At 45.8% G+C, this 23,787-nt stretch carries 15 protein-coding genes; 6 read left to right on the forward strand and 9 right to left on the reverse strand.

What is annotated here, in order from left to right:
- Positions 1-42: 42 nt before the first annotated feature.
- On the forward strand, positions 43-2,988 hold the full coding sequence (locus BZA03_RS11605; protein WP_110288859.1) for a TonB-dependent receptor: 2,946 nt from the start codon (positions 43-45) through the stop codon (positions 2,986-2,988).
- A gap of 136 nt (positions 2,989-3,124) precedes the next feature.
- Entirely contained in the window at positions 3,125-5,008 is a 1,884-nt protein-coding gene (locus BZA03_RS11610) for a GGDEF domain-containing protein (RefSeq protein ID WP_110288860.1), read from the forward strand.
- A 133-nt stretch (positions 5,009-5,141) separates the two neighbouring features.
- Here the strand turns inward: BZA03_RS11610 and nhaC are convergent, their stop codons facing one another.
- The 3 genes from nhaC to BZA03_RS11625 all read right to left on the reverse strand — a co-directional run bounded on the left by nhaC (position 5,142) and on the right by BZA03_RS11625 (position 10,689).
- Positions 5,142-6,629: a Na+/H+ antiporter NhaC gene (gene nhaC, locus BZA03_RS11615; RefSeq protein ID WP_110288861.1), complete on the reverse strand. Its 1,488-nt coding sequence runs from the start codon at positions 6,627-6,629 to the stop codon at positions 5,142-5,144.
- Between the two features lie 232 nt (positions 6,630-6,861).
- A complete protein-coding gene (locus tag BZA03_RS11620) occupies positions 6,862-9,414 on the reverse strand; it encodes an exo 1,3/1,4-beta-D-glucan glucohydrolase (RefSeq protein WP_110288862.1) in 2,553 nt (850 codons plus the stop codon).
- A gap of 12 nt (positions 9,415-9,426) precedes the next feature.
- A complete protein-coding gene (locus BZA03_RS11625) occupies positions 9,427-10,689 on the reverse strand; it encodes a sugar MFS transporter (RefSeq protein ID WP_014977685.1) in 1,263 nt (420 codons plus the stop codon).
- 205 nt (positions 10,690-10,894) lie between these two features.
- Here BZA03_RS11625 and BZA03_RS11630 point away from each other — a divergent pair, with 205 nt between their 5' ends.
- Genes BZA03_RS11630 through BZA03_RS11640 form a run of 3 tightly spaced genes read left to right on the forward strand, consistent with a single transcriptional unit; the run spans position 10,895 to position 14,843 of the window.
- A complete protein-coding gene (locus BZA03_RS11630; protein WP_110288863.1) occupies positions 10,895-12,253 on the forward strand; it encodes a GH1 family beta-glucosidase in 1,359 nt (452 codons plus the stop codon).
- Positions 12,254-12,271: 18 nt separating this feature from the next.
- On the forward strand, positions 12,272-13,273 hold the full coding sequence (locus BZA03_RS11635; RefSeq protein WP_110288864.1) for a LacI family DNA-binding transcriptional regulator: 1,002 nt from the start codon (positions 12,272-12,274) through the stop codon (positions 13,271-13,273).
- Position 13,274: 1 nt separating this feature from the next.
- Entirely contained in the window at positions 13,275-14,843 is a 1,569-nt protein-coding gene (locus BZA03_RS11640) for a sugar porter family MFS transporter (RefSeq protein ID WP_110288865.1), read from the forward strand.
- 19 nt (positions 14,844-14,862) lie between these two features.
- Here BZA03_RS11640 and BZA03_RS11645 read toward each other — a convergent pair whose 3' ends face one another.
- From BZA03_RS11645 to BZA03_RS11670, 6 genes are all read right to left on the reverse strand, one after another.
- Positions 14,863-16,452 (reverse strand): ATP-binding cassette domain-containing protein, encoded by a 1,590-nt coding sequence (locus BZA03_RS11645; protein WP_110288866.1) that lies wholly within the window; start codon positions 16,450-16,452, stop codon positions 14,863-14,865.
- The gene (locus tag BZA03_RS11650) at positions 16,442-18,277 is read right to left on the reverse strand and encodes an ATP-binding cassette domain-containing protein (RefSeq protein ID WP_375342584.1); all 1,836 of its coding nucleotides are present in this window, start codon (positions 18,275-18,277) and stop codon (positions 16,442-16,444) included. The genes BZA03_RS11645 and BZA03_RS11650 overlap by 11 nt, the downstream gene beginning before the upstream one ends.
- Before the next feature lie 282 nt (positions 18,278-18,559).
- Positions 18,560-18,667, reverse strand: coding sequence for a cytochrome bd-I oxidase subunit CydX (cydX, locus tag BZA03_RS11655; RefSeq protein WP_061096111.1), 108 nt, complete (start codon positions 18,665-18,667; stop codon positions 18,560-18,562).
- Between the two features lie 10 nt (positions 18,668-18,677).
- Positions 18,678-19,814 carry a cytochrome d ubiquinol oxidase subunit II gene (gene cydB / locus BZA03_RS11660; protein ID WP_110288868.1) on the reverse strand — a complete coding sequence of 379 codons (1,137 nt, stop codon included), beginning with the start codon at positions 19,812-19,814 and terminating at the stop codon, positions 18,678-18,680.
- Positions 19,811-21,391, reverse strand: coding sequence for a cytochrome ubiquinol oxidase subunit I (locus tag BZA03_RS11665; protein ID WP_110288869.1), 1,581 nt, complete (start codon positions 21,389-21,391; stop codon positions 19,811-19,813). The genes cydB and BZA03_RS11665 overlap by 4 nt, the downstream gene beginning before the upstream one ends.
- A gap of 328 nt (positions 21,392-21,719) precedes the next feature.
- Entirely contained in the window at positions 21,720-22,325 is a 606-nt protein-coding gene (locus BZA03_RS11670) for a DUF3365 domain-containing protein (RefSeq protein ID WP_110288870.1), read from the reverse strand.
- Positions 22,326-22,480: 155 nt separating this feature from the next.
- Between BZA03_RS11670 and BZA03_RS11675 the strand changes: the two genes are divergently transcribed.
- Positions 22,481-23,761 (forward strand): sigma-54-dependent Fis family transcriptional regulator, encoded by a 1,281-nt coding sequence (locus tag BZA03_RS11675; protein ID WP_075177258.1) that lies wholly within the window; start codon positions 22,481-22,483, stop codon positions 23,759-23,761.
- Positions 23,762-23,787: the final 26 nt, after the last annotated feature.

The following is a 23,787-nucleotide window of genomic DNA, read 5'->3' on the forward strand; positions in this document are numbered from 1 at the left end:
TAAAGCGGCAGTGACCAATTGATAAGAATTAGTAGGGCAATTATGAAAAACACACCATTTAAAAAGACCCAGCTTGCCACATCAATGGCTTTGTTGATGGGCTCTACCCTAGCTCTTCCCTCTTACGCACAAGAATCAGAAGCGGTAACACCGGCAGAGGGCGAAGTTGAAGTTATTCAAGTAAGCGGTATTCGCGGCAGTATGATCCGCTCTATGGATTTAAAACGCAGCTCAAGCGGCGTAGTAGATGCCATATCCGCTGAAGAACTAGGTAAATTTCCTGATACCAACCTGGCTGAGGCACTTCAACGCATAACAGGTGTAAGTATTAGTCGTTCAAACGGTGAAGGTAGTGAAATTACCGTTCGTGGTTTTGGTCCTGAGTTCAACCTAATTACCCTGAACGGTAGACAAATGCCGGGGACGGGCTTTACCCGTTCCTTCAATTTAGCCAACCTTTCTTCTGAAGGTGTAAACACGCTTGAGCTTCAGAAGACCGCCCGTGCAGAAAATCCCAGCGGAGGACTAGGTGCAACGGTAAACATTATTACCATGAAGCCGTTGGCGCAATCAGGACAAAATGCCACGTTTTCAGTGAAAGGTATTTACGACTCGTCTAACGAAGCGGGTGATGACGTAACCCCTGAAATTGCTGGTGTCTACAGCAACACGTTTGCCGATGACATGTTTGGATTTGGTCTGTCATTCTCTCACCAAGAACGTGACTTTCAGCAGCAAGCGGCAAATATTCAAGGCTGGCAGCTTCAAGAAAACGCTGCACTACCTGACTTAGACCCTGAAAATGTGGTTGATAACCGCACCAATATTACCGACGCTGCGTTCTTCCCTAAAGACATGAACTACAGCATTACTGACGTTCAGCGTGAGCGTTCAAACGCCCAAGTTACTTTCCAATTTCGCCCAGTTGACGATTTTACGGCAACGATAGATTACACTGCAACACGCGCCACTACTGGCACCAACACAGTGGGATGGGGTATTTGGAATAACTTTGGCGCTAATATTAATGCGTACGAATTAGACGAAAATGGTACAGCAGTCTATGCCGATATTAGTGGCGACGACGGTTCGTTTACTGCCAGTCGCGAAACCACGCGAGTTGACGCGCGTTCAATTGGTGTAAACCTAGACTGGGTAGTGTCTGACGATTGGCATTTCCGTCTGGATTACCACGATTCTTACAACGAGATTGATAACGGTTATGACAAAGGTTTGGGTAGCTCTGGCCAAATTATACTGGGCTCAAACCAGCTTGAGTCAAAAGTTTACGACTACAGAGCAGGCGAGATTCCACAAGTTTATGTGAACTGGAACAACGGTACGAATGAAATCTTACCTAGTGAAATTGACTCTAACTTCAGCCAATTCATTTACTCACCAGGTCGCTCTGATATTGAGCAACTGCAGCTTGACGGCACGTGGTATAACTCAGCTTTCGACATACCACTGGTTAAAATTGACTTTGGTTACGCCCGAACAGAACAAGCATTGACGGGTTTTGAAGCGTGGAGTGGACTACGCGGCGGCCCGGGTTTTAGTCCATCTTTCACAGAAATTTTCCCAGACAGCATGTTTATTCGCAATGACACATCAGGCTTCCTAGACGCCTTTGACGGTGGCGGCGCAGGCATGAATCCGGGTTACTATTACACCTATGATTTTGACGAAGCCATTGCCCGTCAACTTGCTTTCATTACTGGTGATGTCGTTGGCGAGAGTAACGCTTACTCTATCGACCCTTACTTCAGCGGTGCGCCTTCTGTCAGTAACGTAGAGGAAATTACCGACTCTATTTATGTTCAGTCAGAGTGGGACTTCGAGGTCGGTAATTATTACGTGCAAATAAATGCTGGTGTACGCTACGAAGAAACAGAAGTGCCAAGCTCTGCGGAGGTTCGTGTACCTGTGCAGGTAAATTGGGTCGCAGCTTCTGAGTGGATCACGCAGTTTGAAGACGAGCTACAGGTGCAAGACTTTACTGGCGAATATGACATTTTATTACCCATGTTCGACGTAAAAGTAGATGTGACGGATGACATTGTTGCGCGTTTCTCTTGGGGTAAATCAATTACCAGAGCGCCGATTGGCTTGCTACAAGGTGGCTTGGCATTCAGTGGAAGCCCTAAAATTGGCGCGAGAACCGCATCGGCGGGTAACACCAGCTTGCTACCGTTCGAATCAACTAACTTAGACCTTTCATTTGAGTGGTACTACGACGAGTCGAGCATGCTTGCCGTGGGTTTATTCAGAAAGTCGGTTGAAAACTACATTACAACCACAGGTCAAGATCAGCAGTTCGAAGGTTTACGTGACATCTATCAAGGCCCTCGCTGGAACGAAGCCGTGACCGCATTAACGGCAGCTGGTGAGCAAGCCACCGATAGCGCTATCTATAATTACTTTATTGATAACGGCTATGCTGACGAAAACGGTGTGGTAACCCCTAATGCGGACGACCCGTTAATTACCTGGCGTACCACACAGCCTGGTAATTCCAGCGATTCAAAAACGGTTGAAGGTATTGAGCTAGCTATACAGCACACGTTTGGCGACACTGGTTTTGGTTTCGGCGCCAACGCAACGTTAGTTGACGGTGACGTTGAATACGATCCTTACAACCTGAACGAGCAAGACCCGCTAGTAGGTATCAGTGACTCGGCCAACTTCCAAGTGTTTTATGAGAAAGAAGGCCTTTCTGTAAAAGTGACCTATGCATGGCGCTCAGACTATGTTGTGGGTATTGGCCAAGCACAAGGTTCTTCAGATAACCCAGCAACTCAGTTCGACACCTTTGGTCAAGTTGATGCCAGCATCAACTATGATGTAAATGAGCACCTAACTGTCTTCCTAGAAGGCGTAAACATTAACGACGAAACAGAGCGTGGCTACGGCCGATTCGAAGAGCAATTCTTATTTGCTCGTCAGTACGGACCTCGCTACACGCTTGGCGCTAGATATACTTTCTAAGTTGATAGAGCAATAATACTAAGGGCCTTTTCAGGCCCTTTTTTGTTTTAGCACGCTAGAATTATCAAACATTTCTTCCAATATTTGATAACCTCACTAGACAAGCTCAGGTACGAGTAATAAAAGAAGAAAGCGAGTGAAGTATAAGAAGTGTATTAGCGTACTAGTGCTATTTTTGTTGGGAATAAACAATACCTTCGCATCTGACGATGACAGATATTTCCAAGCGTATTCCCAAATTATAGGCAGTAAACCCGACAGTGAAGAAGAGTTAACGGCATTAGTCTCTGACTCTGATGTCTTATCTGAACAGTCATCTCTTGCATCTGTTTACATTGCTTTACTGCAATCTATGCTTGATCATCCCACGGGATTCGAAGAGTACAAACTTGCCCCGAAAGACCACTTAAAAGATATAAAGCGTTCACACCCAGCGTTGTATTTCAGACACAACATTCTGTCAGCTTATAACCTCGCCATTCAGGAAAAGTGGCGTTTAGCCCATAGCACTATTGACGAAGTAATAGCGTTTGCCAACGACAATGATCCTGAGCTTTACTTTGACGCTATTGCGACTAAATCCATTTTTCTAGCGAGAATGGGACTAATAAGAGCATCCCTAAACTCTGGCGCGAAAGTGTTAGGCGAACTGCCTTCATTAACCGAAAAACGCTTCTTTGGAGACGGTGCAATAGAAAACATGGAGCTTGAGATAGGGCTCAATATGTCTTACTTAGGGGAGAATAAGCGTGCTTTAGAATTGTGTTCTCGTGCAGAGACCTTTTTTTATACTAGGCCTTTGTCTAGCCCCCATCGGTATTACCAAATTGCCCTAGACTGCCAACGAAGAAGCCTCGAGAACTTAGGTCGAATAGATGAGGCTTTCGACATGCTCGAAAAATACACCGAATACGCTACATCCATTGAGGACTGGAATACCTACACCTATGGACTAGTTTTAAAAATTGAATATTTCTATGCTCTGGGCAAAGTAAAAGAGGCGCATGAATTAATTGAAAAAACTGAGAGTTTCATATCCTTACTACCGACCTCATACGATACTAACACTTATCAAATTTCTCGGTTCAAAGCACTAGTAGAACAGAGTGAGTTTGAAAGAGCTAACGCGTTGTCAGCTTTAATTATCGACAACTTGAGTGACGAGTACAGCTCACCCGATTTACATTGGGCACAATTCAAATCTATTCAGTCTTCTCTTTTCGAGCAGCTGGGGAACAAAGGGGCTGCCATTTCAGCATTGCGAGATAGTAAGAACTTTTATCAATCTCTTTACTATCAAACTGACGACAGAAAAGAACTGTTTAGCGACTATTATGAAAGTGCGTTAGCTGAGCGAAAACTACAACTCTTAAAACAACAGCACGAATCATCTCAACTGGAACTTGCAAACAGCAACAGAATGAATCTAATTCTTACTGCTGGGGCGCTGACTTTATTAGGACTTTTAGCCCTCATTAGCTATCTATATGCTGTCCAGCGAAGGTTGAAAAGAGAACAGGAAACATTAGCGACCGTAGATACGCTCACAGGCGTTCGTAATAGAAGAAGTTTACTCGGCGCAGTGCAGTTAGAGCTAAATGAAGCAAAGGCGTATAAAAACGACTTATCTTTGGTGTTAATCGATTTAGATAACTTCAAAGAAATCAATGACAACTATGGCCATGAGTGTGGGGACGATTTACTCAAAGCCTTTTGTGAACACGTTTCCAAGTCCATTAGAAAAACAGATACATTTGGACGTTATGGTGGAGAGGAGTTCATTCTGTGCCTTCCTAACACGTCGGCTGCCGAGGCTAAAAAAGTTGTTAGCTCTATCCTTGATAGTTATCGAAAAGTGCGTATTTCGCCAAATATCAGCGCACAAACCTTTTCTGCTGGCATCGCGCAGTATCAAACGGGGATTGAAACATCGAATCTCATTAAACAGTGTGACGAAGCACTTTATGTCGCTAAAAGGTTTGGTAGGAATAGAGTTTGTATTTTCAGTCAGGATGACTAAGAAAACCAAAGAATTGAACGCCAATAAGTCGAGCGTACTACAGTATTAGAGTCATCAGACTTTAACACTGTAGTAACTAGTTTTAGCTACGGTCACTCGCGCGTTTCAAGCGACTGTTTTCGCTTATCCAACATTACTCGGTAACGGGCGTTCCGTCCTTATTAAATTTCGCTATTTCGGCCCCAGAAGACTCCCATTCTTCCTTTTCAGCTTTAGTGGCTCTGGGTGAGAACCAGCCAACGTAGGCGTAAAATATCCCTATTAGGGGCGCCGTCCAACAAGCAAAGGCAAGAGGGATGTACAGCAGGTTTTCTAAGTTTGCGCCAGAAATACCCAGGCCAAGAGCAGATATCACAAACGCACCACCGGCATTCCAAGGGATGAGCGGAGACATTAACGTGCCCCCTTCTTCAATGCCACGGGACAGGTTAAGCATGGAATAACCCATGCCTCTATAAACAGGTGAATACATTCTTCCCGGCAAGGCTACCGACAAGTACGGGTCGCCAGCCACCAGATTAGTAGAAAACGCCGTACCAACCGCTGCTATCTGTGTACCAGCAAAGGTTTTCGCTTTGCTCTTTATTGCATTGATAATGCTTCTTAGACAGCCTGTCGTTTCTAACGCTCCACCGAAACCAAGCGCAATCAATACCAATGAAATAGTCCACATCATTGACTGAACGCCGCCGCGATTAAGCAAACTATCTATTTCAACAATATTCGTTTGGATGGCATATCCGTTATTTGCATAATCGAAAACGGCTTGCAAACTCTGCCCTTGCATAAACATGGCGAAAGCTCCTCCCACAACCGCTCCTGCAAATAACGCAGGAAGGGGTGGAATTTTCTTTAAGGCCAACCCCATAACAACAAGCGCTGGCAATAACGCCCACCCCGTAACGGTAAAGTTATCTTCTAATGCACTGGTGATACCTGCAATTTTTGCAAATGAGACGCTCTGAGCATCGATAACGAAGAAGCCAACGCCAAGGTAAATCAGAAATGCGAGCACCATGGCAGGGATTGTCGTTGCCATCATATTCTTGATATGTGAAAACACGTCGGTACCTGTAACCGCTGGAGCAAGGTTTGTGGTATCCGACAGCGGCGATACCTTGTCTCCGAAAAAGGCGCCTGAAACTACTGCTCCCGCCGTCCAGTACATGGGGATATCGAATCCTTCACCGATACCCATTAATGCTAAACCAACGGTGCCTACGCTGCCCCAACTTGTGCCTAAAGAAACTGAAACGACTGCACAGATAACCATACCCGCGGCCAGAAAAATTTGGGGAGACAGGGTCTTTAACCCGTAGTAAATAATGGTGGGTACCGTACCGCTGGCTATCCAAATACCTATGATCATCCCTACAACAATAAGTACACTTACCGACGGCAACGCAACATGGATAACTTTAAAAATTCCTGCCCGCACTTCTTCCCACGTTAGACCAAGATAAGTACCAACAAAACTTGTTAATGCTATGCCAATGGCAAGCGGTATATGAGGCTCAAACACGCCGAAGTAAAATATCTGGGTGCCGAGGATTAAAAGCGTCAATACAACAGGTGTTAACGCAAGTAAGAGACTTGGTGTTGCACGCTGTTCATCTGTCATTTTACTACCCTGTAATTTTCCCGAATGACAAGAATGAATGCAGGACGGAAACACGTCTTATCTACTTTCATCTCACCAACGATTGTTGTTTATATTACAGGTTGGCTACGGGATGAACTGCATAATAGATCGATAAACGGAAGGCTCAAGGTCGGTGCAAACAAAAAAAAGCCGCCAGTTTTTGAGGTTGGCGGCGTTGTTTTTTCTAGTAGCGTTGAGAGCTACTGACTGTTTAGTTTTGGCAACTTATACTCGCCGATTTGTCAGCCTCAGGGGTAAACTGAATATCTGCCACACTCAAGCTAGCCTTCCCTGAACTTCCTAGCTCAAACGGCACAACAAGGCCGGTAAAATCGATACCTTCATCAACAAAGCACTGTAGGTCAATACTTATGTTTGTCCATGTGTCAGCTGGCATCGCCATTAGCTGCTCGCTAATATCAATTTGAGTTGAGCAACTGCCTGCTGCGTCTCCCTCGCCTTCACAGTTCATGCCTACCGTTACAGGTGCATTTATGTCTGAGTGACGACTAACGTTAAAGCTTAGGGCACCATGCGTAAGTAATTGCGCACTTAAATCTTCACGGAAAAAGCTCTTGCTTGCAAAACGCATAGCGGCGAACTCAGTGCCATCGAAAGTGATTTTACGCGCATCTTCCTGCACTTCCTTATCAACCGTACGATAAGTAATGGCTCCAACAGTATGCGTGCTAGCGTTCACTGCCAGAGAATCATCACCAGAGTAAAGCCATAATACCCAAGGTGCCTCAACCGAGCCCTTTAGAATTTCCATCGGCTTGTTACTGTCAGTACTGACTCTAATTTCAGTGTTTAGCGTGTCGCTTAGAACGTTGTCATCGCTGTACGTTAAGCCGAAGCCATAAGGCAGCAAAGGTTCATAGGTTTCATCGCCCTTGTTAACGATCTGCTGAGGCTCTGACGGCCAAGAGAAAGACAGCTTACCTTTAAAGTCCTGCTCACCAAACAAAACGTCTGCCACCGCTGCACCTTCAGAGCCAGGAAGCCAAGCTGCAACAAATGCATCAGATGCATTTAGCTCTGCATTAACCCACATCGGACGGCCGCTGATAAATACCGACACCACTGGAATGCCCTGAGATTTCAAGTTTTCGAGCAACGCTAGATCCGTCTTGCTCCCGTGTTGATAAATTAAGGTTTCTCTATCGCCATGGCCTTCGGCATAAGGCTCTTCACCGAACACCACTATGGCGACATCAGGCTTAGTTTCAAAGCTACCGTCAACCGATAGCTGTACGTTACCACCAGCATTGTCTACATGTGCTTTAATACCGTCATAAATAGAGCTGCCGCCAGGGAAGTCATCGTTGGTATTATTTGTGCCTTGCCACGTAATACTCCAACCACCTGATTGCTTGCCGATGTTATCCGCACCATCGCCCGCTACCAATATGCGTTTGCTTGCAGAAATCGGGAGGGTTTTATTTTTATTTTTCAGCAGTACCAGAGACTCGCGCACCGCTTGCGCCGCCACTTCTCTATGCTCTGCCTTACCAATAAGCGAACGGTCGCCAGATAACGGGCGGTTTGCCGGGCTTGGCTTTTCGAAAAGTCCAGCGCGTACTTTCACTCGAAGAATTCGGCGTACCGCATCATCAATACGCGACATAGGGATGGTGCCGTCGTTTACTTGAGCAAGAGTGTTGTCATACAGCACCTTCCAATCGTTTGGCACCATGAAGATATCTAAGCCTGCGTTAATGGCCTGCGCACAATCTTCGTTGTTGCAACCTTTAACTTGCCCATGACCGTTCCAGTCACCAACAACAAACCCGTCAAAGCCCATTTGCTCTTTAAGTACGTCTGTTAGTAAGTATTTATGACCATGAAGCTTCTCGCCATTCCAGCTATTGAACGACGCCATGACAGACTGCGCGCCCGCCGTTAATCCGCCCACATAGCCTTGGGCGTGAATATCAAATAACTCTTGTTCGCTGGCAACATTGTCACCTTGGTCATCACCGCCAACCGTACCGCCGTCACCTACAAAGTGCTTTACTGTACTAATTACACGATGATCACTTAAAAAGTCTTTGTCAGCCGCGCCTTGAAGACCTTTAACCACTGAAGCAGCATACTCTCTAACAATGGCTGGGTCTTCAGAATAGCTCTCGTAGGTTCTGCCCCATCGGTCATCGCGAACCACAGCAACGGTAGGCGCAAATACCCAATCGATACCTGTTGCCATGACCTCTTTAGCTGTAATGTGCGCAATCTTCTCTACCAGTTCAGGGTTATTCGCCGCGCCTAATCCAATGTTGTGAGGAAACAAGGTTGCGCCTATAACATTGTTATGACCGTGAACAGCGTCTGTCCCCCACATTGTAGGAATTGTCGAGCCGTCCAAACTGTCATCGATGGAAGCCTGATAAAGCTTTTCTGCAAGTGCTACCCAGTCTTCTGGTGTGGCGTGCTTGTCGTTATTAGGGAATGCACCACCGCCGTTAAGATAAGAACCAAATCCATATTTTCGCATATCTTCTACCGTGATATTGCGAATTTCAGGCTGGATCATCTGCGCAATTTTTTGCTCGATAGTCATGGTAGACAGAATTTCTTCTACCTTAGTTTCGACAGTAGCGTTTGTTTTAACTTCAATATCTAGTTTAGGCCATACCTCGCCCGCTTTGTTTGGCTGTGGCTCAACGTCATCGACTGAAGACGTATTTTTTTCAGCTGAACATGCACTAACTAAAACGCCAACCAATGCACCGGTAACAACTTTCGCGATTATACTTTTTCGCATTATTTATCCTCGTTACTTTTCAGTGGTATTAATGTGAGATACGCGACTTCCTACAAGGCCATAGTAGGCAATGTAAAGGTAGCAAGAAGCGGGTAGTAAAAATGACAGCGTAACGCCGACGGTGTCTGCAAGCATGCCTTGAAGCAGTGGAATAATGGCACCGCCAACTATGGCTAAACAAAGAATGCCTGAACCTTGTGGGGTGTCTTTTCCTAGCTGGTGAAGTGCAAGACTAAAAATGGTAGGGAACATGATTGAGTTAAACAAACCTACTCCCAAAATGCTCCACAGCGCTATGTCTCCTGTGCTTGAAAGTGATAGCAAAATAAGCGCAATAGCCACACAAGCGTTGAACGCCAGCACGTAGCCACCCGAGATTTTTTGCATGACCACAGCACCGATAAAGCGCCCTACCATCGCGCCTCCCCAGTAGTAAGCAAGCAGCTTGGCCGCCCCTGCCTCACTTAATCCGCCAACCGCCGGACTCGCTAGATAATTCACTAGCATGCTGCCAATAGCCACTTCCGCGCCGACATACATAAAAATGCCGACAGCGCCTAAAACAAGGTGCTTGTGATGCCATGCACCTCCTTTAAATACTCCAGTGCTTGCGCTGGTGTGATTTAGCTTCGGCAGCTTTAAATACATGAAAATAAGAGCCAGAAGAAGCAAAGACGCTGCAAGAATTAGGTAAGGCACTTGCACGTCTGAAGCGCCTGGCGTACCGCCTCCATGCTCTCCTGTAGCGCCGTAGATAAGATAAGAACCGAAGAAGGGAGCCACGGTTGTACCAAAAGCGTTAAATGCTTGGGTCATGGTGAGTCGTGACGAGGCAGTTTTAGGGTCGCCGAGTGCCGTTACATAAGGGTTGGCAGACACCTGAAGTACGGTTATACCAGACGCTAATACAAAAAGAGCTAACAGAAAAATACCGTATATTTGACTTGATGCAGCGGGGAAGAACAGCAAGCACCCCACGCAGGCTATAGCGAGCCCAAGTACAATACCTTTCTGGTAACCAATGCGCGACACCACCATGCCTGCAGGCAGTGACACAATGAAATAGGCACTAAAAAAGCAAAACTGAATCAGCATTGCTTGTGTGAAGCTAAGGTTGAATGCACCTTTTAAGTAAGGAATAAGGATGTCATTCAAACAGGTAATAAAACCCCACATGAAGAACAGCGTGGTGAGTGAGATAAGCGCAAAACGGTATCCACCGTTTGCCTCTGCCTCTTGAGCGCTTGAAATATTAGGCTGCACTGGTGTGTCCACGAATAACCTCTGTTGCTATTTTTCTATTTAATGATAAATTTACATTTGAAAGCGCTTACATCTAATTTTAAATAATTTTGTAAGCGCTTACATTGAAGAGATAATTACACGAAGCGTAATCGAATTCAATGTAAATATGATGTTATTTGCCCTGTCTAGTGCAGGGTTAATATGAAAAAATTGTTATAGTCAGGACATACCCACGATGCAAGAAATTAACCTTCCATCCAATTCAATGATGTTGTCGAAAGACTTTTTGTTTGGTGTGGCTACATCAAGTTTCCAAATAGAGGGAGACAGAAAAGGAAGATTAGATTGTATTTGGGACACGTTCTGCGAAAAGAAAAATGCCATTTCTGATGCCACTAACGGTGACATTGCCTGTAACCACATAGATTTGTGGAAACAAGATGTAGAGCTAATTGATTCTCTTGGTGTTGATGCTTATAGACTGTCTATCTCGTGGCCGCGAGTGATGAAACAGGACGGTAGCGTAAACGAAGTGGGCATGCGCTTTTACGTAAACTTAGTCAATGAAGTTATCAAGCGCGGCATGAAAGTGTTCGTTACGCTTTATCACTGGGATTTACCGCAACACCTTGAAGACAATGGTGGCTGGCTTAATCGCAACACAGCCTATGAATTCGAAAAATATGCTGAAGCCGTAGCAAGCGCGTTGGGCGAAAAAGTCCACTCTTACGCGACATTAAATGAGCCATTCTGTTCAGCCTATTTGGGTTATGAGTCAGGCATTCATGCACCTGGAAAGACAGGCATGGCAAATGGTCGAAAGGCAGCGCATCACTTATTGCTTGCTCACGGTTTAGCGTTGAAGGTGCTTAACCGAGTTTGCCCAAAAAGCCAAAACGGTATCGTACTTAACTTTAGCAATTGCCATACAAAAAGTGATTCACCGGAAGACATACACGCCGCCAAACTCGCCGATGATTACCAAAACCAATGGTATTTAAAACCTATTATTGAAGGCAAATATCCAGACATTATCGATAAGCTCGCTCCCGACGTTAAGCCCGACATTGCGGAAGGTGATATGGCTATTATTTGCCAACCAATCGATTACTTAGGCATTAATTATTACACCCGCACTGTGTATCAAAGTGATGGCAATGGTTGGTTTGAAATTGTGCCTCCAGCCACAACCGAATTAACCGCAATGGGCTGGGAAATCACTCCTGATGCCTTTACCGAGCTGCTTGTTGATTTGCACCAACGCTACGACTTACCGCCCATCTATATCACTGAAAACGGAGCAGCAATGGATGATGAGCTCATAGATGGGGAAGTGTTGGACAATGGGCGTACCGCCTACTTCCACACCCATTTAAATGCGGTAAATGAAGCAATAGAAAAAGGCGTAGACATACGCGGATATTTTGCATGGAGCCTAATGGACAACTTTGAGTGGGCACTGGGCTATTCAAAGCGTTTCGGCATAGTTTATGTCGACTACGCAACCCAAAAACGTACGCCAAAACAAAGCGCTTTGGCTTATTCAAAACTGGTTAAGAGCCGGATAAATGGGTACATTAGCGGTATCAAATAAGGACAAGTACCAAACCGTATGGCAACAATTTACCAAGTATCAGAGGCTGCTGGTGTTTCGTTAGCTACCGTTTCTCGCGTTATGAATGGCAACGCGAAGGTAAGCGAGCGCACCCGTAAAAAAGTAGAGGATGCTATGGCATCGTTGGGATATCAACCCAATGCCATCGCTCAATCTCTTGCGTCAAACCGCACTAACAGCGTCGGTTTGCTCGTATCAGAACTGCACGGCTCTTACTTTGGCGACCTGATGAGTACGGTAGAACATGTGCTAAAACAAAATGGTAAGCACGTTATTATTACCGCCGGTCATGTGGATGAAAAGCGCGAGCACGAAGCGATTGAGTTTTTAAAAAGCCGCCGTTGCGATGCCTTGATTCTTCACGCTGAAGCCGTCTCCGATGACTATTTAAAAACACTAGTAGACAGTAAGATCCCCGTTGTTGTGATAAACCGAAAAGTGGACGCTCTCGACGAGAACTGCTTTGTTGTGGACAACGAAAGAGGCGGCTACATGGCAACGAAAGCTGCTATTGATGCAGGCCACAAAAAGATTGCGTACATTAGCGGCCCGCTATTTAAAAAGGATGCGAGCGATCGTCTGGCAGGTCACAAAAGAGCCCTTCAAGAAGCAGGGGTTACCTTTAATGAAAACAGTGTTTTTGAAGGCGACTTCCACGAATCATCAGGCCAAGAAGGCATGCAGCATCTTCAGAAAACATTCTCTGACTTTACCGCATTGGTATGCGCGAACGACGAAATGGCCTCTGGTGCAATGACTGCCGCAAGAGAAGCGGGATTTGATATACCGTCACAGCTTTCTATCATTGGCTTCGATAACGTACTGTTTTCGCGCTACCTTTATCCAAAACTCACTACAATTAATAACCCTATTCACGCTATGGGAGAAATGGCTGCTTATTGGGTGCTACAACATGTTTATGACATAAAAAGCCCTATTCCTATTGAGCACTTATTTGAACCCGAAGTAGTAAATAGGGACACATTAGGCAAATTATAAAATGAATAAAGCCCTGTCTCCGTCGCTGTATTACACACTCATTGTCTCTCTTGGAGGGTTTATTTTTGGCTTCGATGCCAGTGTAATAGCAGGAGCCAATGGCTTTATCGATGCCGAATTTAACCTAAGCGATTGGCAGCAAGGCTTCGTCGTAAGCTCACCGACACTCGGCGCGCTAATAGCCATGCTATTTGCCGGCGGCGTTAGCGACGCTATTGGCAGGCGCAAAGCACTCATTCTTGTCGCTTTCCTTTACCTGCTTTCTTCTGTCGGCTCAGCCTTAGCCCCTAATTTCGAACTATTAGTGCTCTCTCGCTTTATTGGCGGCATTGCCTTTTGTTCGCTGATCATTGCCCCGCTGTATGTTTCAGAAATAAGCGCCCCAGAAAACCGAGGCAAAATGGTGTCGGTGAACCAGCTAAACATTGTATTTGGCTTCGCCCTATCCTATTTCACCAACTATTACCTGTTGCAGCTCAGCAATAGCGGTGCAGGTTGGGTTACTGAATGGAGTATAGATACGCATTTGTGGCGCTACATGCTGGGCTTGGAGGTTATCCCCGCAACACTATGGTTTGGTTTACTGTTTACTATTCCGCGTAGCCCCAGGTGGCTCGTATTGAAAGGCCAGAACAAAGAGGCGGAGCAGGTTATAAACCGCTTATTCGACAAAGCCCAAGCCAGTGCTCTTGTTGAAGATATAGCGTCTTCACTTAAAGAAAAGTCATGGCCTTTTCGTGAACGCCTAGGCTTTCTAAAGGCAAAGGCCATGCGATTTCCGTTAATGGTCGGCATTATTATTGCCATTGCTCAGCAAATTACCGGCATTAACGTTATCTTTTTTTACGCGCCCACGATTTTTGAACAAAGCGGTGTAGGTACCAATGCGGCATTTATGCAGGCTGTATGGATTGGCTTGGTTAACGTAGCATTTACCGTAGTCGCTATGCTAACTATTGATAAATGGGGAAGAAAACCGCTGCTGCTGATTGGCTTAACTGGCGTAGTGATCAGCATGTCTATTTGTACCTATGGCTTTAAACAGGCGACATATCAAGTACAGCAAACGGCCATAAACGAAATACAGCAAGATGCGCCGAGTGTGGCAATAAAGCTAACTCCACTAACCAATGATATTTACTATTCAGACGTTGAGTTTAAGCGCACGCTAAAGACCACACTTACCAGCGACGAATACGATGCGTATCAGCAACCATTGCTAACTAGCAGTATTAATATGAATGCACCTTTAGTGTTGTTTGGCATTATTGCGTTTGTTGCTTCGTTCGCGATGTCCCTTGGCCCTGTGATGTGGGCGATGCTTGCTGAAATTTTTCCGAATCAAACCCGCGCTTTGGCTATTTCATTAGTGGGTATGGTGAATTCACTCACCAGCTTTCTTGTTCAAGTTATCTTTCCTTGGGAGTTGGCTAACTTGGGAGCCGCGGCCACGTTTGCAATCTACGGCGGGTTTGCCTTAGTCAGCCTGATATTAGTTGCTAAATTCTTCCCAGAAACAAAAGGAAGAACGTTAGAAGAAATCACGGAAGAATTTGAGCAATGTGCATAATTTAAAACTGCACTGATGTTCAAGTGACCATGTTAAGGCGCTGACCTTTACTCAGGTTACCAACACTCCCTTCACCTAATGATAGTGTTGATGACACATTCAACGTGCTTGGCGTAACGTGAGAAGCAACAAGGATGAGGTGGTTGGCAGCGTAGTGGTCTAATACCTCACACACTTTATGCTGAGTAGTTACATCCAAGCCCTCAAAGGGTTCATCAACAAGCAACACATTGGCGTGAGATAAAATAGCGCGCGCTAACGCAAGCCGCTTGCGCTCTCCCCCAGAAAGCGCCCTTCCCGCCTTGCCAACCCAAATCGACAGTGGCATCAGCGCCTCTAGCCCTAATTGAGCCAACAGATTACTCATGTCATCAAGGGGAATACCCATTCCGGCAGGGTCTAAATTTGAAGAGACACTGCCAGAAAGTACTATTGGCTCTTGTTCCACATAGCGCCAGTTTGTAATTAAGCCATCGGGTATACGCATGCCATCCACTTCTTTAAATCCAGTAGAAGGCACAACCCCCGCAATTGACTGAAGCAAAGATGACTTACCACAGCCTGACGGCCCGGATATACATACGATGCCAGTGGCTGGGAATGTAGCATTGACCAAAGGTAAGCGTCTATTTTTGGCAGTATAATCAGATAACGTAAGTGAATGGTGCAGTTCGGTGCGTTCAAGTACTTTAATGGGTGAGGTTTTGAGCTTCTTAAGGGCTTTCGCGCTTTGTTTGTGCTGTGCAAACTTGGTAATGCTGTGAAAAGCTGCACCAGCCCAATCAGGCGCAGCCATCAATATCATGGGCACAACAATAGCAATAGGCATATACGAAAAGTCAGATATTGGACTTACTGCGCCCGACATAACTAACACTACCGCGAAAAATGCCGCGCCTTGAAACCACCAGCTCGCGCGTTGCGCTTTGTCTTTCTGCGTAGTTTGTTGTCGCCACACCCTGTCAGCACTCGGCACACTATTGATCACATGCCCACCCTCTTCCTGCGGCTTATCTGTCATTGTTTTATTTAAGTGCCATAAAGCGCTGCAGTTAAGGAAGTCGGCTGACTCTTGGCGAAACACTTTGTTTTCCTTTGTCGCTTTTTTCGCAACGTTTAAACCACTTAAGCCTTGCAGCACAACGATGACGAGCCAAATAGCAAAAAGTGCAAGTAAAAACGAGGTGCCAGGAAGGTCAAACCATACCGCAGCAACGCAAAGGTTAGTGAATATAAATGTGATGTTAGAAAGCGGAGCTATCCAAGCAATCCATCGACTGGCAAGCGTTTCGGTATGCTGGGCTAATGCTTCTGTGGTGAACGCTTTGTCGGTAATTTTACTGTTTTCAAGTTGACTGAATACAAGCAAGCGACCCTCTGCGATACGGGTAAGCAAATCGTTATGACCCACCCACATACTGGCATATCCCGAAGCAATGCGAAGTAGTGCTAGCGCGCGAATAACCACCGCGGGAATAACGTAATTAAAACCTATTGGTGCAATAGCGCTGATAGCAATAAACCACGAAGAAATAACAAGAATGGTTATTCCTGCCACACCGTGTAAAAGAGCAAGCAGCAGCGTGAGATAAGCCGGTTTACTTTTCATCAAGGCTACGTTCCTTTTGATTGGCATTCATCTTAAAGCTCGTTTCCGTCACGCTGCTACAGCCTTGTAGGTGCCCGTCTTGTACTGCACCTATTTTGCTTTTAAGCCCTGCCTCTGATTTTGACTTTGAGTTGAAGTTTGAGTTGGAAATGGCGTCTTGTTCATTCGTACTGCGCGATACCGTCCAAAAGCGGTTAAACCAGTTTGCAGGGAGTGCTTTGTGAGAAGCCCAAATCAGTGTTTTGTCTCTACCCAAACGTTCAATTAACTGTGCCAATCTTGCATGCTGGGAATCTGGCAAATGGGCCGTGGGTTCATCGAGCAACCATATATCGTCTTTGCGCAACAGCGCTCTCGCTAGCGACAGCCGTTGCGCTTCGCCACCTGAAAGCAGCGGATAATCAGTCATTACCGTATCAAGCCCCAAAGGCAATAACGACAGCCACGCGTCAAGCTCTACTGCTTCTAGCGCTTTCATAAGCGCGTCGTCTGTATAGCTGTCGTTTAAGCACAAGTTCTCACGCACGGTACCTGGCGTGATCACGGGGTGTTGGGTTATCCAAATTACCGGTTCCCTGAATGTATGTGTGCTAGGTCTTTGACCACCTAATGCTTCTAATAATAATGTTTTACCTGAACCAGAGCGCCCGCTAATGAGTATTTTATCGCCCTTTAATACTGCAAGGGATTCAGCGTGCAAAAGTGCAGGAGGATCATCAACAGCCGATTTATCCTTACCTCTGGGCAAGCGAGGTTGCGGGGCGTTTATGTCAAAAACCTTATGGTTTTTAGCCGCAAGCAATACCTCGTGTTGTGATGAATAATGGTGGGTTGTGTCAGCGTTGACCGGATTCACTGCACTACCATCAAGATTTTGTGTGAAGCGCGAGAATAACGGCGTGAGTTCAGCTTTGGCGGCTTCTGCTTGCGCCTTCTGATGGTATACCTGCCCCAGCTTTTTCATTTCACTGAGTAACAATGGCACAGTCAGCAATACCCATAAGCCCTGCTGGAGCGTTATCTCCGGCCCAATACTCAATTCGCCTAACAGTGAAAAACCAATAAATACTGCCGTAAGTGCAACCGCGAGTGTTGCGAAGAAGTCGAGCACGCTGTTGGACAAAAAGGCTACGCTCACTACTTTCATAGTACGCGCATTCAAATTTTCACTGGCATCTTTAAGCAGGGCTGTTTGTTTTTGATGCGCCTGATAATTTGCCAGCATCGGCAGCGCGGCTAACCTATCAGTAAATAAACTTCCCAAACGTTCAAGGGCGATAAAATGCTTTCGATGTAGGGCAGCGGCTCCCTTGCCCACAATGATCATAAAAAGCGGCACTACCGGCAATGTAAGCAGTAGGCCAATTCCTATAACGGGGTTTACATAAAAGATAACGGCTAAAGCAAACAAGGGGACAACAACTGTAATCATTTGCTGCACTCGATATTCAAGTGCCCAGTCAGCAAAAGCCTGTAAGTGCTGCAGCCACACCGTTTGCCAATAGTAAACCGAGTGCTGTCGAATAAGCGCATATTGACGCTCAATGAATACGTGTTGTAGGTGCTGTTCGAGCTTGTTTAACACCTGCATTTTTGCACTACTAGATAAGGCATTGAATGCGCCTTGAAGCAGCCAACTCATTCCCAGAGAAACGGCAAGTCCTGTGACATCACTCGCTGTTGCAGGAGTCTGGTTTACTACCCAGTCATGAGCAATATGTGAAAAATAATAGAACCCAATAATCAAAGAAAAAAGCGACAAACACTTAACCACTACTTGCGCCATAAGCGAAGTGCGCAAGCCAAGCGACTGCGCCTTATCCATCTCATTGCACCACGCATTAAGCGTTTGCCGGTTGGGAACTTTTTCTTTGATCACTGTGGTTTTGACTCTTCTTTTGCGTTACTTAGTAATGAGAGCAAATTTCGCATTTCTTTTTCATTCTTTTCCAAGTGGTGGGCTGGCTGCAAGAACCTGCCAATTAAACTGATAGCGCGGTGTTCATCCGTTTTCAAACCTTCAGCAGCAGGGACGCTGCTGAAGAGCCCCCATGGATGGGTTTACGGCGTGTTTGAAAACGGATGAACTCCGCGCTATTTAAAACACCTAGTCTTCGGGTCTATCCATATTTTCCGTCGACTCCAACCACATGGCGTTGATAATGCCAAAAGAGCACGCCAGCAAAACTCCTAAAATCCAAGCGAAATACCACATAGCGTTCTCCTTAATAAATGGTGTGAGACTGGTCGAGGTCTTCGTTTTTAATGCGCCCGCGCATTACGTAAAAGCTATAGGCCGTGTAGCTAAGTACAATAGGCACAAAGATACAGGCAACGATAAACATTACGTTTAGCGTCATATGGCTAGACGTAGCGTCCCATACGGTTAAGCTCGCCTGTGGCATGGTGATACTTGGCATTAAGAATGGGAACATAGAAAAGCCAGCCGTTAAAATAACGCCTGCTATAAATAGCGCACTCGATACAAACGCCATGCCTGCATTACCTTTCTTAGAGAAAAGCGCACAGGCCAGACCCGCAATAATACCCAGCACAGGTGCTGCCATCATAAGAGGGTATTTGCTGTAGTTGCTCATCCAAGCTCCAGCTTCAATGGCAACCTCTTTCTTAAGTGGATTTGACGTTGCAATAGTGTCGACTGCCGAGGTAATCACGAAGCCATCTAATCCAAATGCTACCCAAAGACCTGCAAGTACAAATAGCGTGACACCAGCCAGACTTAACACAACCGATACTGCACGTGCGCGAACTTCAATAAAGCCATCGGTTTTCATTTGTAGCCAGGTTGCACCGTGATTCAGCAACATAGCCACAGAAAGCAGTCCTGCCACCAGCGCAAACGGTGTTAAAAGGCCAAAGAACGAGCCTGTGTAGGTTGATTTAAGCGTGCTGTCCATTTCAAACGGTACGCCCAACAGCAGGTTACCAAACGCCACACCAAAGATAAGGGCTGGGATAATACCGCCAGCAAATAACGCCCAATCCCACGCTTTACGCCACTGGGGGTTAGGTAATTTACTGCGGTAATCAAAGCCTATCGGGCGCATCCAAAGGGCAATTAAGGTAAGGGCCAGCGCGAGGTAAAACCCAGAAAACGCAGTGGCGTAAATCATCGGCCACGCGGCGAAAATAGCGCCACCTGCGGTGATAAACCAAACTTGGTTGCCATCCCAGTGCGGCCCTACTGTATTTATCATTACGCGGCGCTCTTTGTCATTTTTACCAATAAGCGTGAGCAGAGCTCCAACGCCCAAATCGAAGCCATCAGTAACCGCGAAGCCAATTAGCAGAACGCCAACCAAGCACCACCAAATGACTCTTAGTAATTCATAATCAATCATGCTTTTGCTCCTTGCTCATCAAGGTCAATAAGATCAAATTCAGTGTCAGGCTGCTTATCTTCAGGTGGAACTGGCCCTTTTTTGGCAAACTTCTTCATTAAGTAAAAACCAATAATGAACATGCCGGTATAGAAAGCACTGTAGGCTACAAGGGTTATTACCACGTCGCTTACGGCGAGATTAGATACCGACGTATGCACCGGAAGCACCTCTGCAATTGACCATGGTTGGCGGCCATATTCAGCGACAAACCAGCCAGCCTCACAGGCAATCCAAGGAAGCGGCAAACCGTAGAGCGCGCTTTTTAATAGCCAACGTGGCTTAGTAATCTTGTGTTTAGTACTGTAGTAAAAGGCGCACACAAATAGCGCAAGCATAATAAAGCCAGCCACAACCATAAGGCGGAAACTCCAAAACAATGGGGCAACCGGCGGAACGCTGTAATCTACTGCCTGTTGAAGCGCGGCATCAGAAGGATTTGAAACGTTCTCAGTGAAAGGCTCTAGCAACATAGCGTAGCCCAAACTGTCTTTATTTTGGTCGAAGGCAGTACGTTGCTCAGCTGTCGCGGTGCCGTTTCTTACATCATCAAGCACTTCATAGGCTTTAATTCCGCTCAGAATACGCTCGCGATTCTCTTCTTTAAGATCCTTAATGCCTTTCACTTCTTCGGTTAACGAACGGGTAGCAATAATGCCCATTGCCCAAGGAATTTGAAGGGCGTACTCGGTTTCCTGCTTCTCGTCGTTTGGAATACCAAACACAGTAAACGGCGCAGGTGCAGGATGGGTTTCGTACTCAGCTTCAACTGCTGCCAGCTTCACTTTTTGTACATCACCAAGCTCATAACCACTTTCATCACCTAGCACGATCACAGAAAGCGTTGAGGCTAGGCCAAAGCTAGCAGCTATGGCGAACGAACGGCGCGCAAAGGCGATATGCTTATGATTAAGCAGGTAGTAACTTGAAATTGCCAACACAAACATTGCGCCGGTCACGTAACCTGCTGATACAGTGTGAACAAATTTGACCTGTGCTACGGGGTTAAAAATAACCTCAGCAAAGCTGGTCATTTCCATACGCATGGCTTCGAAATTAAATTCAGCGCCTACCGGGTATTGCATCCAGCCGTTAGCAATCAAGATCCACAGTGCAGAAAAGTTTGAACCAATGGCCACCAGCCAAGTCGCCATCAAATGCTTCACCTTTGACATTTTGTCCCAGCCAAAGAAGAACAACCCCACGAAGGTAGATTCCAGGAAAAAGGCCATTAGGCCTTCGATAGCAAGTGGCGCACCGAAGATATCGCCTACATAGTGAGAATAGTAAGACCAATTCATTCCGAACTGGAATTCCATGGTTAAGCCTGTGGCTACACCAATGGCAAAGTTAATTCCAAACAGCTTTCCCCAGAATTGGGTCATCTGCTTATAAATTTCTTTACCCGTCATTACGTATACCGATTCCATAATGGCAAGTAAGAAACTAAGCCCCAAAGTTAAGGGTACAAATATAAAGTGGAACATTGCAGTTAATGCAAATTGCCACCGCGATAGTTCTATTAACGTATCGCTCATGGGTTATCTCCCTTGTATTTCGTGTGCGCGTTAAACGCTTAGCAGAAAAAGTGGTTTAAAATTCAGTGATGAACACATGAATATGCCGCATGGCAAGAGCACGGTTTATGCCATACATCAGTAATTTGGCTGCTAAAGCGCAATTACCGATAAACGGCGGTATTTTCGTACTGTGCAGATAAATTATTCCACGACCGAGTGTGTGGCTTATTGATCCAACGCAACAATTGGTGGCGATGCGTTCGCCATATTTGTCATTTAGGTGACAAATATGGCACAAGAGAAAGGCTGCTTAGCAGAATGTCAAAAAGTGGAGTATAAGGAAAAGTTAAGGGGTATATGAGAGTGTGAACGCGCCTCGTAATTCTCCCAATTCGAACCCTGTAGCTTGATCGTTGGGATAGTGCTCTAGAATGGATTGTTTTACTGAAGGTGCCACATTAGCTCCGTGGCATGCCATGCATACCTGACCTTGTTCAATCGCCATCATGTACCTAAACTTACCGCTTTCGCTATCGTATTGATAAGTTTCAAGGGGTCTTTTAGGGGCCAAATTGTCTTGCTTAGCTTTGGTCAGTAATTGTGAAAACCACGCTAACTGCTCACGCTCCCATTGATCTGCCGCATTGTTTGGGTTCCTTACTTTCAGCGCGGTACGCCCAACCTCCCACCCGTTTTGACTAAGCGCCAGAGCAATAGGAGCCGCTGCAACCTGGCATTCGTTAACGCCAGCCTCTAGCCCTCCGGATTGAATTGCTTGCTGTAGTCGTGACTTTAGCGCGCCTCCCAGTGCTTTTGCGTGTAATCGCGCTTCTTTGACTTTTTCCTGTACACTGTTTTCACTTTTTTTCTCATTGGCAGTCACTGTATCTGCCAATGAATGAGCACTACTTGCCAATAAGCTTATCGCCATCAGCATTACGCTATTTTTCATTATAAAACTCTCTTTGGAACTGAATGAGTTGCTACCGAAGTATTGTCGTTTGTCTCAAACAGTGAACAAGCTCTATGCCAATATGATAAATTGCCAAAATTAAATTAGAACAAACTAATATTCAGCCACCCATGAATATATCCATAGTACAAGCGATGATAGATGCGATAGATAAACCCGCAATCTTCATTAACCCAAGCTACGTTATTGAAGCTGTCAACCAGCCCTACAGAGATACCTACCCTGTGGATATAAAGCTTGGCTTTAGTACCTGCTATCAAGTCTCTCACCGCAACAACAAACCTTGCGATAAGTGCGGCGAGCATTGCCCAATGCAAGAGAGTAAAGCCACAGGACGAGCGGCTAGCGTAGTACACGTTCATACCACCAGTGAGGGTCAAAGCTACTGCGACATCCTCATGCGCCCGATCTTCGACGGTAGCGGAGAATTATTAGGTTTCTTGGAAATACTTGATAAGCTTTCGTTTGCCTCAAACCGACCTTCAGCAGGAAAGATGGTCGGCGAATCAGAGGCATTTAAAGCAATGCTAAACAAAATAAATCGCGCCGCTAACTCAGATATTTCAGTACTATTGTTTGGCGAAACCGGCACGGGTAAAGAGCTGGTGTCCCAAGCACTTCACTCGAGTAGTCACCGTGCTGGCAAACCATTTGTTGTCATCGAGTGTACCGGCATGTCTGACACGCTGCTTGAAAGCGAACTATTCGGTTATGAAAAAGGGGCATTTACAGGCGCAACCACAAATAAGAAAGGGCTCGTAGAAGCAGCGGAAGGCGGCACATTGTTTTTTGATGAAGTCGGCGATATCCCACTTTCAACACAAGTAAAGCTTCTGCGGCTGTTCGAGTCTCAAACTTATCGGCCTGTAGGAAGCACAGTGTCTAAAAAGGCTGATTTTCGTTTAGTGTGTGCATCACACAAAAATCTAAAGCATATGGTGGAAACGGGCGAATTCAGACAGGACCTCTACTACCGCATTGCCGGTTTTCCTATCAACCTCCCTTCTTTACGACAAAGAAAATCAGATATAGCACTGATAGCCGCTCACTTTTTGGCAATGTCTAAAGAGAAAAAACGGTTTCATAAAAACGCGCTAGAAAAACTAACCAACTACCCGTTCCCAGGCAATATTCGCGAACTAAAAAACATTGTAGACCAAGCTATTTTACTGGCTGATGAAACCGTTATTTACGATACAGACTTACCCGAGCTCGATAACATAAGCTCTGATGCTATCAATGATGCCTCTTCATCTCACGGTAACGTTGTAACCTTAGACGAATTGGAACGCCAATACTTACGTCAGGTTCACACGTCTTTTGAAGGCGATACCCAGCAACTTGCACAAGCGCTGGGAGTGAGTACCCGTACACTTTACAGAAAGCTGAAAAAAGCGGGGGTTGGAGATACGTAAAAAATAATAGGTAGAAAAATTACCAA

Origin of the sequence: Alteromonas sp. I10 (genome assembly GCF_003201515.1) — a bacterium.
GTDB classification, from domain to species: Bacteria; Pseudomonadota; Gammaproteobacteria; order Enterobacterales; family Alteromonadaceae; genus Alteromonas; species Alteromonas macleodii.